Below are 11,784 nucleotides of genomic sequence, written 5' to 3' on the forward strand. Positions count from 1 at the left end.
TTTTTTTTACTTTCATTGCCGAGCTTTATTTTAATTTACTGCCGCCCAGTCACTCGAATTTGCTCGTTGCCAGTCTTGCTGAACAAGCTCTGGAATGGTGTTGATGTCCAACAAGCAGTTTTGTGTAAATAATGGGTATATTTCATGATAAGTTTTTACTTCGGTTGCACTTACACGTCTATTTACATGACTTCGCGTGATCTGACTAAGATCATTAATCCCACAAGCACCAACCAAATCTAATAAGTTAGTTATCGTGGCCTTATGAAAGTTAAATACTCGGGTGCCTTTTAAGTCGATATCTAACAATTTATAGCGATTAGGGTTTTGTGTTGTGATCCCTGTGGGGCATTTGTCGTTATTGCAGTTTCTAGCGTGAATACAACCAAGCGCTAACATCATGCCACGAGCCGAGTTAACTGTATCAGCACCAAGCGCTATTACTTTTGCGATATGAAATGCTGAAAAAATTTTAGCAGCTGCAATAATTCGAATTTTATCGCGAACACCAATACCAATTAGCGCGTTATTCACAAATACAACGGCTTCGGTCAGTGGCATACCAACAGAGTTAGTAAATTCGATTGGCGCCGCTCCAGTGCCACCTTCTGAGCCATCAACCGTGATAAAGTCAGGTGTAATACCTGTATCTAGCATGGCCTTACAAATCGCCAAGAATTCATGTCGCTGACCAATACACAGTTTAAACCCAACAGGTTTGCCACCGGATAATTCACGTAACTGTTTAACAAACATAAGTAACCCAATAGGTGAATCAAATGCCGAATGCGCAGCGGGTGATATAACATCCTTACCAAGAGGTACATGCCTAATCTCCGCAATTTCTTTTGTCAGCTTAGCCGCCGGCAAGATCCCACCGTGACCGGGTTTTGCTCCTTGTGAAAGCTTTATTTCAATCATTTTAACAACATCAAGCGTCGCTTTTTCGGTGAACTTACTGGCATCAAAACCACCACTTTCGGTACGACAACCAAAGTAACCTGTACCTATTTGCCAAATCACATCAGCGCCATACTCTAAATGGTATGGACTTAACCCTCCCTCACCTGTGTTGTGAGCAAAACCGCCTTCTTTCGCCCCTTTGTTCAATGCCAAAACCGCATTTTTACTTAATGCGCCATAACTCATCGCCGAAATATTTAATGGCGACGCCATATATGGCAAGGTGCAATCTGGCCCACCAAACTTTACTCGAGGGTTTTTATTTTCTATATGTATTGGGTGCAATGAGTGAGACATCCATTCGTAACCAGTTCGGTAAACATCAAATTGTGTCCCAAAGGGTCTTGTATCCGACTCTTGTTTAGAACGCTGATAAACCAGTTCGCGATATTCTCGGTTAATCGGTCGGCCACTTAGATTAGACTCCACAAAATATTGCTGAATCTCAGGCCGAATAAACTCCATGAAGTACCGAATATGACCTAACAGAGGGTAATTGCGTAAAATCGTATGCTTGCGCTGGGTAATATCAATCAAAGCCATGATTAATAGTGCGACAAACACGGCACTGAGCCAATAAAATTGAATAAGCGCCGAACCTAAAATTAATGCTGCTAAAATCAAAACCACCGTAACTCTAACGTTCATATACGCTCCTTCAATTTGAATAAATCTATGTTTCCGTTAATCGATCCGAGCCTTTTTGTAAGGCTTTGGCACCTGCCACACCACTTGCTATACCAGAAATAGCAACGCTAAATATTTCCAACCACGAAGCGTCATCATCTAACAAAGCCGTCCCTACACCACCTACTAAACCCGCAGTCACTCCGGCATAAACCTGACTGGATTTTAATCCCAACCCTGTGACCAAATTAATAAAATGCTGACAGTTTCGTTCGGTGACCGAATAGTCCCATTTACCAATATGACTGCGCGCTAAATTAAGCGTTTTAGGAACGGGTAACAGAGACTTATGCAAAGCTTTGTAGGTATTTGCGCATTGAATAACTTCATGGGCGGGCTCTTCACATACAGTGCCAGTGCGCTCTGTAGCGGAAATTAGCATGTAAATGCCCTGCTCACATCGCCTATCGGATACTAACGACCAATGCTGATAGTCTATCGGCCCAAAACTAAAGTCACTCACTAGAATGTCTCCTGGAGCCAACGTGGTATAGTCAAATACGGCGCATTTTTCGGCTTCTGTTAACGTAAATAGTCCCATGCCTAGTTGTCCTTAAGTAAGTCCGGTTAAATCCTTTTCATTTACAACGACCACCAATAGCACAATTTTTAAACAGGAGCTAACTAATTGCTTATCAACTAATTTACTTGGCCACGCCGGTATTTTGATTGTCACGATGGATTTTAGCCCACGTGTTTGTCATTAAACCGGTGCTGTCGGTTTGAATAGCAAACACTTTGCCTGTGGCGCCAGACGACGATAAGTCAGCTTCAGACAAACCTCCAATATACAAAATACCAGAGCTGTCGATAACCGGAGATGACCATGTGACATTCACTTTTAGGTCATATTGCCACGCTAATGTTCCGGTTGGAGTGTAGGCATAAAGTAAGTCCGTTTCTGATGCGAAGTAGATATTGCCGTTGTCGCCAATAGTTGGTGAAACGTATACATCACCAGGGATAGACACTTTCCACTTTACACTTTGGTCGTTTATGTCTAGCGCATAAAATTCACTGTTTTCGTTGCTCTTTGTACCAAAGTATAGTGTTTCTCTTGATTCATCAATTGCTACCGACGAGCGAATATGAGGTGCTTCAATAACGTTAGGCGATGTTAATTTAAAGTCCCATAACAATTCTAGGTTGTCATTAAACGCATATAAAATGCCAGCTTCAGAGCCTAAATAAACATTATTGTTGGAATCAACGGCAGGCGAAGACAATACTAAATCGCCCTGAAAAGTAGCAATATCATCAAACTCACCAGAGACTTCATAGGTGGTTAAATTTAACTTAAGTAATCTACCTTCGTCGTAATAAACCAGCTCACCATTGTTATTCAGCGCACCGTTGACAAAACGATCTTGACGGCCACTGCAGTTACATAAACGTTCGAACAGTTTATCGCCCGAATCCGCGTTAAAAACTAGAACGTCCAAACCTGTATAAATAATTTGATCGCCCGTGGCCACCACTTTTGTTAATCCTGAACCAGTTTGGCTTCCGTATTCCGATACGCGTTTTCGCCAAATTTCATTACCCGTGCTGCTCAGTGCCACTAAGTCACGATAGCTTTTATTGAATTCTGAAGTCCGCTTATCAACGGTAAAATAGATATTGCCATTATGCACAACTGGGCTCGAACGAACCTCTTCAGCATTTGGTAAAGTGTATTGCCATTTAACATTGCCATTTCGATCGTATGCGGCCATAACATCGTTACCGGCTGATGCATTTCTAACATTTTTAGCCGTGCCTACATAAATCGTTTGCTCGTCTGCACTTAACGCAGGAGAAGAGTAATACGCAAAACTAGCAGTAGGTAACGCTGCATCCCAAACCAGTCGAGAACTTGAACCGCCAGAGCCTCCGCCTGAACCACCACTGCTGGAGCCGCCTGAACTATTACCTGAACTACCACCAGACTCACTGTCAGAACTTGATGAATCACCCCCACCACCACAGGCCGCAATCACAGTACTAAAAAATAGAACTTGCGCTAATTTGAGATAATTATTCATTGGGGTGTATCCTTACGTTAGTATTCTTAGGTTTATGTTCTTAGGTTTGTATTTATTTACAGCTACTTGTATTTATCAAGCGCCACTTTAGTTTATTATTTACACAAAGCATTGTATTCATTTAAATTTAAATCGCTACAAAAACTTAGTTTTATAAAAAGGAACCCCATGAAGAGTTTGTTTGTTAGTTTGATGTGTATGGCACTTTTGTCATCCATGGCCGTTGCAGAAACAAAACCAATTAAACTAGAGGCTGGTTTATGGGAAGGGGTTAGCGACCAAGCTGGAATGAATTATAATATCTTAGATGTGAATGAAGATGGCCAGCACGCCTTTTATATTGCGAATATGGCAAGTGCGATGCGTTATATAAAACGAATACCTTTTACTGATAACGATATTACTTGTACATCAGCAGAGTGCACCTTAAGCCTTAAAGACCCTCGTGTAGCTAATGAAAAATACAAAATCATAATATCCCCTCACCTTACTAATTCATTTAAAGTACTGAGCATTATTAGCGTAGATGAAAAGCCGACGCTTACCAAAACGTATCAATTAGATAAGGCACAAGGAAGCTCCACCTCTCGTGAGTTTATAAAGCGTTATGGGGCAACCATTGAGTCTTTAGACAAATACAAAAATGAGGGTTTATACGGTTTTTGGGTTGGCACTTACAACGACGGAACTCAAAAGCAAATGGTGGTATTAAACGCCCAACCGGGCCAACGCTCAGAATTTGTTGTTATGCTAAACGGCTATTCTGGTGTCACCAACGAAACCTATTTTAAAGACAGTGACATTATCACCTCGGATACCATCACCCGTATTTCAACAAGCCACATAACCTTTGCAAACCAAATTATATTGCACCAACAAAACAAGAATATGATAACTGGCCACATGTATTCTTATCATAAAGGACAAGTACTACAAACAGCCACGTTTCAGTTATATCGGGTGAGGGTTAGGTATAATGTGTAGGCGAGAGTCTGATTAAGGACAAAAATGTTTGAGAATCTTTCATCTAAAGAAGCAAAGAAGTTATTACGTACAAAATAAAAAATTCAAAACAAAGCTACCATTCAATCAATTCATTTAAAATAAAAGTCAAACAAATACAAATAGTTAAAAAATAACTATTAACGTAACTTTAAAAACAAAAAGTACGTGATATTATCACGTACAGAATAAATTGATTTGGAATATATAGATGGCTAATTTTGATAGTAACTACTGTTATTCATTCCCTGCAATTAGAGCAATCCAAGCTGGTAAGCCTTTTTATATCGCAACCTGTCCCCTCCGTATTATACCTAAAATCTTTATTTACGATGAAGAGGAAGTTCCTGTTGAATTGAGAGCCCAACGTACGTTGAATAAAAGTAGAATTCCTGAAATGGCCAAATATTTAACTGACTCTCCAAAAGACTACGTATTCTCAGCGTTAACAGCCTCCGTAGGCTCAGATGTAGACTTTGAAGAAGCTGAGGGAACCCATAATCTTGGTACATTACGAGTTTCCATGGACGCACAAATATTGATAAATGATGGCCAACATCGAAGAGCTGCTATTGAAGAGGCAATCAAAGAAAACCCGGAACTAGGCCAGGACAATATTGCAGTGTTATTTTTTGTTGATGAAGGATTAAAGCGGAGTCAGCAAATGTTCGCTGATTTAAACAAATACGCTGTTCGCCCTAGTTCCTCATTAGGAACTTTGTACGACCACAGGGACCAAGCTTCAGAGTTAGCCCGTTATTTATCACTAAACGCGAGACCGTTTGTAGGATTTACAGAGTTTGAACGTTCTACAATCTCAGCAAGAAGCAGTAAACTATTTACATTATCAGGTATAAAACAAGCAACTAGAGCTTTGTTTGGAAAGGGCCCGAAAGATGGTTTTTCCGATGCAGAGCAAAAATTAGCAGTAGAGTTCTGGAATCGTTTGAATAAACACATGGTTGAATGGCAGCAAGTACAGGCTAAAACCCTTTCTTCCGCAGAGTTTAGACAGGAATTTATAACTGCACATGGCATAGGGTTACAAGCTTTAGCAATTGTTGGCAAAGAAATATGCGCGTTAAATGAAGAAGACCAAATTGTTAAGTTTAACGCTTTAAAACAAATTAATTGGTTAAAATCAAATCCAGATTGGAGCAATCGAGCTATGCAACATGGTCGGCTATCAAAAGCAGTGTCTAATATATTTTTAACCTCCGTAGAAATTAAAAGAAAAATTAACCTACCTATTTCTGAACAAGACTTAATTAAAGAAAAAGAATTACTTAACGCATGAACTTATTAAACAAACATGATTTAGATGAAGAATATGTCGACTTCATCGAAAACGAAGTATTTTCGGGACGATTCCTAAGTGAGTATATTGCTGACACTCAACGAATTTACTTATCTGACAAACGACCTTGGGTAATTGGATATAGCGGTGGTAAAGACTCTTCGGCCGTTATGGCACTCATTTACATGTCACTATTAGGCTTAAAGCCTGAGCAACGCCACAAGCCAGTTTTTGTAGTTGCTTCTGATACTCTGGTAGAGACTCCTATCGTAGTTAATCATGTAAACAACTCTCTTGAAGCAATAGAGAGAGGCGCAAAAAGAGACAACCTACCTATTACTTCTCACAAAGTCGTACCAAAGACGACTGAAACTTTTTGGGTTAATCTTTTAGGCAAGGGCTATCCGGCGCCAACAAGAAGTTTTAGATGGTGTACAGAGCGAATGAAAATTGACCCTGTTAGTACTTTTATTACTGACAAGGTTAGTCAATATGATGAAGTCATTGTCGTATTAGGTTCTCGCTCGCAAGAAAGCGCATCTCGTGCGCAAGTCATTGCCAAACATAAAATAGACGGCTCTTCACTAGCAAAACATACTACTTTATCAAATGCATTTATCTACACGCCTATAGATACTTGGCATGTTGACGATGTTTGGAAAATTCTTCGTTTATGCCACTTAGTCAGTGAAGAAACCCCACATGGAACTAAAAACAAATGGTTTGATAAATATGATTTAGAGTGGGAAAACCCTTGGGGTGGCAAAAACTTAATCCTTTGGAACTTATATAAAGACTCTTCTGGCCAAGGTGAATGTCCAATGGTAATAGATGAAACGACACCTTCATGTGGTAATTCACGTTTTGGTTGTTGGACTTGTACTGTCGTCACGAAAGATAGAGCAATGGAAAGCTTAGTTCAAAATGGTGAAGAGTGGATGAAGCCATTATTGGACTTACGTAACAAATTAGCGGAAACCACTGTAATAGAAGACAAAGGCAAATATCGTAGCCACATTCGTCGAGATGGCCGAATGGCCTTTAAAACCCTTACCGTAGACGGTAAAAAAGAGATGACTGAAGGCTACACTTATGGCCCCTACTTATTATCTTTTAGGCAGCAGTTTTTAAAAGAGCTTTTGGAAACACAAAAACAATTAAATAAGGTGAGTAAAGACCTAGAGCTAATCACGGTACCAGAACTTCATGCTGTTCGTCACCAATGGTTAAATGACCCGAACGAGCCTGACTGGGAAGATACTTTACCTAGAATATTCAAGGACGTTTTCGGTTTTGATCTTGACTGGACGGTGGACGATACAAATCAGTTTAGTCATGCAGAAGCTAGATTGATAAACGAGCTAGCTCCAAAATATGATGTAGCTCCTCAAATGATAAAAAAGCTTATTGATCTTGAAACTTCAATGAGTGGCTTATCTCGCCGTACTGGAATTTTCAGCAAAATTGGTAAGATTGTTCAACAAGATTGGGAATCTGCTGAAGAGATTATCGAAAAGAATCTCGAAAGTAGAAAAAACCAAATGCGACAATCGAAAGAAGTTATATCTATTTCAGAAGAGCTAGAGCAGTTAAATAAGTTAATCGAAAAGGAAGGTTTGTAATGATTTTTAAAACACTTTCATTAGAGAACTTTCGTGTTTTTAATGGCCAGCATAATATCGAGCTCGCACCAAGACGTGTCGGATTACAGTCAAAGCCTATTGTTTTGTTTGGTGGCTTAAATGGAGCTGGCAAAACGTCAATATTAACTGCGATTCGATTAGCATTATTAGGTAGAAAGGCCATAGGTAGCGCGGTTTCGAAAAAAGAATTTAATGAATACCTCGCTGAGCAAGTTAATAAAAAAGCGGTTAAGGATAATTCTGATTCCATTGCAAAAGTAAGTTTAGAGTTTACTCATACTCACCAAGGCGAACACAGTACATACCGTGTTGATCGTGAATGGTCATTAAATAACGATGAAAAGCTAGTTTTATATATAAATGATAATTGTGAAGAGTCCTTAACTACAGAACAAGTGCAGAGCTTTCTGCATGAATTAGTACCGCCGGGTATCGGTGATCTCTTCTTTTTTGATGGTGAAAAAATTGCTGAACTTGCAGAAGACGATACAGGTTCTTACTTAAAAGAAGCCGTACAAAAATTGTTAGGCATTGATGTAATAAACCGTCTATCCGATGACTTAGACATCTACATAAAACAAATAAGTCAAAAAGCTGCTGATGCTAAGACAGTTAAAGTTATCAACGAACTTGAGTTAGAAAAAAATCAGCTACTTTTACAAGCAAATAAAGAGCGTGAAAGTGAAGATCAAGTTAAAAGACAATTAGCTGATTTGGAATTACAAGTTCGTGAAGCTGAACAAAAAATACAAGACCGCGGCGGAGCTTGGGCTAAAACCAAAAATGATGAAAAAAATAAAGCGGATGAATTAATAAAACGTAAAGCCATACTTGAAACAAAAATAATCGGTAACTTAGATGATTCTTTTCCTTTGGCATTAGCACCCAAAGCAATGGCTGAATTAGTCACAACGTTATCTGAAGAACAGGAAATAAAAGAATCCCAAGCATTTGCTAATAAGCTTAATGAAAACCTTTCAGACTTAGAGACGATACTTCAATCAAAATTTAGTCACGAATCAGAAGAGTTATTTGCGACCATTAGCGATTACTTTAATTCAGTTAGTGGGTCTTCAAACGGTAGCGTAGAGCTTGATATTTCTAATACTGACTTCAACATATTGCAAGCTCAGATAAGTGATGCTTCTATTGCCAAAACCCAGTGTGCCGAATTAACCCAAGAGTTATTGGAAACAGAACAAGCTTTAGAGTCAGTCTCTATAAACATTCAACGAGCGCCAGATGAAGAAGAGCTGACAAAGCTTTATGACAACTTACGATCGTTAGACGCTGAAAAACATAAACTTAAGACACAATATGGCCACCATCTAATAAAAGCTAAAGCTTATATTTCAAAAGCTTTAGAACTAGCTAAAAGGTTAGAGAAGCTTTATACCGGTCAAAAGACAGAAGCTTCAATTTCAAAAGCTGTTAGCCGGGTTGATGCAAGTACAAAAGTTTTACAGGAATTTTCAGCGCAACTTACTGCAATGCGCGTCGGTCAACTAGAAGAGCTATTCGCACAATCGTACCGGAAGCTAGCACGAAAAGAAGATCTTAAACTTTCTGCGAAGATTGACCCGAACACGTTTGATGTAACACTCGTTGATGCAGAAGACATTGCTATAAACCGAAAATCTATGTCTGCGGGTGAGAAACAAATCTTTGCGTTTGCCATACTGGAAGCGCTTGGAAAACTATCAGGAAAAGTATTGCCTGTTGTAGTAGATACTCCATTAGGAAGATTAGATTCAAAACACAGAGATAAACTGGTTAAACACTATTTTCCTGAAGCGGGAGAACAAGTCATTTTGTTATCAACGGATACAGAGGTTGACGAAGACTTCTTTAGCGCGATGGCACATGAAGTGTCGCATGCTTTTGAAATAGAATTTGATGAGCAAACTAAGTGCTCGACATTAAATGAAGGCTATTTCTGGAAAAACAGTTCTGAAACAGTTCAAAAGGAGGCTGTGTAATGTTGCCGAATCGAATGCAGTTGAACCGCACCACAGAAGAACAGCTTAAAAAGCTAAAATCTTATACCGGCATTACACCGAATGTATCAGCACGTATCGCCTTTTTTAGATCAATTGAATCTGGCTATTCATATCAGTCGAATATCGCATATAAGCTCGATGGTAGCCTTATGTTGGATAAATTTACTTGGCTTGGTAAGACTCAATTAGTTACTGAGCTATTACTAAAGAAAAAGTATCCAACTCTTGATGGAAAAGAGTTACAAGTTGCTTGGGCGAGCCATGTAGAGCATGGAATTAGTGCTATTAGAAATCATAAAAATGTAGCTGAGCTCGTCAACAACCTTTACTAGCTCATACTTTATATTTTAAGACGACCACCGGAACATATAATAACTTTTAGAAGTTAAATAACACTAACACGTGTTAGTGTTATTTAACTGGTTGGCCTAGTTTAATTAAAATCGAGAGACCAAACCTTCAAAGCTAATTCTGCCAAATAAAGTTGCCTTCGCTCTATAGCACTTTTATCCCATGAAGTTTCATTTGCAATATATCCTGTAGTTTTAATTTCATTGGCTTGCTGTAATAGAATATCTTTTTTATCAATAAATTTTTTACGAGCGGCTTCTTTATTTAACTGATTACATGAAAGCACCATGTTTCCAATTCTCATTGCCCATGTGTCGTACTCTTGATTTGAGATACCAGTGACTTCAGACGACCAATCAGGACAACTTTCTTGAGGAAGTATATGCTCCACATTCACTTTCATTCCATCATTATTAATAACTTTTAATTCTCCCGAAACGTACTCTTCAATTGCAGATAAAATATATTTTGCTTTTTTAGTAGAGCATGATAGAACCTTAAATGAGTCAATGAATTCCTGGTCATTTATATATACATCTTCATTTTTTAACGCTCTAGCAACTTTAATGGCTTTAGTTATCTTTTTAGACTTAATTAGGGCAGGAATGCTAGAAGCCGCATTAGAATATTTGCCGGTATGATTTTCTCCAATTAAAACATATCTAACCTGGAAAATTATTAAATATCGTAGGAGTTTGTTAAATTCAATTTTATCAAAAGTAACAAGTGCAGACATAATTATAGGGTGAATAACTTTCGCGGAAAGCTCTTTCAATACCATTAAATTTTTTCTAGTTTCTATACTGAAGTCTTCCCAGTAGCTATCTGACGGATTGTTAATCGCACTATATATTCTGGCTGACTCTGTAATATCATTCGAAAAATCGATTGCTGAATGCTTAGGGCTTTTTATAAGTTCCCTAATCTGCGTAAATAAATTTTGTTTAGAAGCTCTACCTTTGTATGAAGTCCAAAAGTTATATAAAAAATCATTAGCGGAACTCATACTAGAAAGTTGTTCTTGCATCCTAATCCAGTTATTTTTTACTTTTTCAAATGTAGCACCTTTAACTCTTGAAAAAAGTAGGTTTTTCACCAAGTCCATCGTGTCTAACTCTCTACCACGGTCATTTATAGTTTCAAAGATTAAATAAGCATCTGATTCATCTGACACACTAATATTTAAAACCTGTAATTTTTCTAAAATATATACAGCGATACTTTTCAGTAAGCTTAAGTCTAGATCTGTACCTGCATATTTTTCGACGAATTCCCAAAGCATTAAAATACCGTCTAGGAGCTTGTAATTTGAATCTGCTTTTTTGTGTTTTTTCCTTTCTGCTAGAATCTCGTCTTTAGTAGCATCAGCCACGATAAAAGTTGAATATATATAATCATTTTCTTCATTCATTTGATAACGGTTATTTCCGTTTTCAGAAAGTAAGCTTCCAGTAACTTTAAATCTAGAGCTCAAGATTCCATAAAAGTCATAATAACTTCTGTTTCCACTCTCATTCTCTTCATATTTGTATAAACATATTCTTCGAACAATACTTATTAGAATCAGACTAGTTGTTAACCTTTGCTGTCCATCAATAATTTCAACTTCTTTTTCCCCGACAGACTTAGAAACTATAGGACCAATAAAATATCTGTCGCGGTCTTCTTCGATTGATTCTCTAATATCTTGCCAAAATGTTTGTATATTACTATCGTCCCAGGCATAACTACGTTGGTATTGTGGAATTAGAATCTTATCGTATTTACTAAATTGTCTATCTAAGCTTTCAAGTTCTGTTACTATATTTGACATTTCA

The 11,784-nt window shown here is 38.1% G+C and carries 9 protein-coding genes; 5 read left to right on the forward strand and 4 right to left on the reverse strand.

All coding sequences use genetic code 11. From position 1 onward, the window contains the following. Nucleotides 1–30: 30 nt before the first annotated feature. From ACZ1GV_RS11320 to ACZ1GV_RS11330, 3 genes are all read right to left on the reverse strand, one after another. Complete coding sequence (locus ACZ1GV_RS11320; RefSeq protein WP_472674250.1) at nucleotides 31–1,611, reverse strand: FMN-binding glutamate synthase family protein; 1,581 nt, start codon at nucleotides 1,609–1,611, stop codon at nucleotides 31–33. A 25-nt stretch (nucleotides 1,612–1,636) separates the two neighbouring features. Next, nucleotides 1,637–2,191, reverse strand: coding sequence for a C40 family peptidase (locus ACZ1GV_RS11325; protein ID WP_472674251.1), 555 nt, complete (start codon nucleotides 2,189–2,191; stop codon nucleotides 1,637–1,639). Between the two features lie 103 nt (nucleotides 2,192–2,294). Next, nucleotides 2,295–3,674 (reverse strand): outer membrane protein assembly factor BamB family protein, encoded by a 1,380-nt coding sequence (locus ACZ1GV_RS11330; protein WP_472674252.1) that lies wholly within the window; start codon nucleotides 3,672–3,674, stop codon nucleotides 2,295–2,297. A 168-nt stretch (nucleotides 3,675–3,842) separates the two neighbouring features. Between ACZ1GV_RS11330 and ACZ1GV_RS11335 the strand changes: the two genes are divergently transcribed. From ACZ1GV_RS11335 to dndE, 5 genes are all read left to right on the forward strand, one after another. After that, on the forward strand, nucleotides 3,843–4,658 hold the full coding sequence (locus ACZ1GV_RS11335) for a hypothetical protein (protein ID WP_472674253.1): 816 nt from the start codon (nucleotides 3,843–3,845) through the stop codon (nucleotides 4,656–4,658). Nucleotides 4,659–4,887: 229 nt separating this feature from the next. Further along, nucleotides 4,888–5,973 (forward strand): DNA sulfur modification protein DndB, encoded by a 1,086-nt coding sequence (dndB, locus tag ACZ1GV_RS11340; protein WP_472674254.1) that lies wholly within the window; start codon nucleotides 4,888–4,890, stop codon nucleotides 5,971–5,973. Beyond that, on the forward strand, nucleotides 5,970–7,595 hold the full coding sequence (dndC, locus tag ACZ1GV_RS11345) for a DNA phosphorothioation system sulfurtransferase DndC (protein ID WP_472674255.1): 1,626 nt from the start codon (nucleotides 5,970–5,972) through the stop codon (nucleotides 7,593–7,595). Before dndB ends, dndC begins: the two co-directional genes overlap by 4 nt. Beyond that, on the forward strand, nucleotides 7,595–9,595 hold the full coding sequence (gene dndD / locus ACZ1GV_RS11350; protein WP_472674256.1) for a DNA sulfur modification protein DndD: 2,001 nt from the start codon (nucleotides 7,595–7,597) through the stop codon (nucleotides 9,593–9,595). The genes dndC and dndD overlap by 1 nt, the downstream gene beginning before the upstream one ends. Next, a complete protein-coding gene (dndE, locus tag ACZ1GV_RS11355; RefSeq protein WP_472674257.1) occupies nucleotides 9,595–9,948 on the forward strand; it encodes a DNA sulfur modification protein DndE in 354 nt (117 codons plus the stop codon). Before dndD ends, dndE begins: the two co-directional genes overlap by 1 nt. A gap of 101 nt (nucleotides 9,949–10,049) precedes the next feature. On the opposite strand, the gene ACZ1GV_RS11360 is transcribed toward dndE, so the two are convergent. Then, nucleotides 10,050–11,780, reverse strand: coding sequence for a DUF262 domain-containing protein (locus ACZ1GV_RS11360; protein WP_472674258.1), 1,731 nt, complete (start codon nucleotides 11,778–11,780; stop codon nucleotides 10,050–10,052). Nucleotides 11,781–11,784: the final 4 nt, after the last annotated feature.

The organism is Psychrosphaera sp. HA2-10, from assembly GCF_055693745.1.

Bases quoted from the DNA above. Each gene is read 5' to 3' on its own strand.
- ACZ1GV_RS11360 (WP_472674258.1), bottom strand. From the start codon at position 11,780: ATGTCAAATATAGTAACAGAACTTGAAAGCTTAGATAGACAATTTAGT.
- ACZ1GV_RS11335 (WP_472674253.1), top strand. From the start codon at position 3,843: ATGAAGAGTTTGTTTGTTAGTTTGATGTGTATGGCACTTTTGTCATCC.
- ACZ1GV_RS11330 (WP_472674252.1), bottom strand. From the start codon at position 3,674: ATGAATAATTATCTCAAATTAGCGCAAGTTCTATTTTTTAGTACTGTG.
- ACZ1GV_RS11320 (WP_472674250.1), bottom strand. From the start codon at position 1,611: ATGAACGTTAGAGTTACGGTGGTTTTGATTTTAGCAGCATTAATTTTA.
- dndC (WP_472674255.1), top strand. From the start codon at position 5,970: ATGAACTTATTAAACAAACATGATTTAGATGAAGAATATGTCGACTTC.
- dndE (WP_472674257.1), top strand. From the start codon at position 9,595: ATGTTGCCGAATCGAATGCAGTTGAACCGCACCACAGAAGAACAGCTT.
- ACZ1GV_RS11325 (WP_472674251.1), bottom strand. From the start codon at position 2,191: ATGGGACTATTTACGTTAACAGAAGCCGAAAAATGCGCCGTATTTGAC.
- dndD (WP_472674256.1), top strand. From the start codon at position 7,595: ATGATTTTTAAAACACTTTCATTAGAGAACTTTCGTGTTTTTAATGGC.
- dndB (WP_472674254.1), top strand. From the start codon at position 4,888: ATGGCTAATTTTGATAGTAACTACTGTTATTCATTCCCTGCAATTAGA.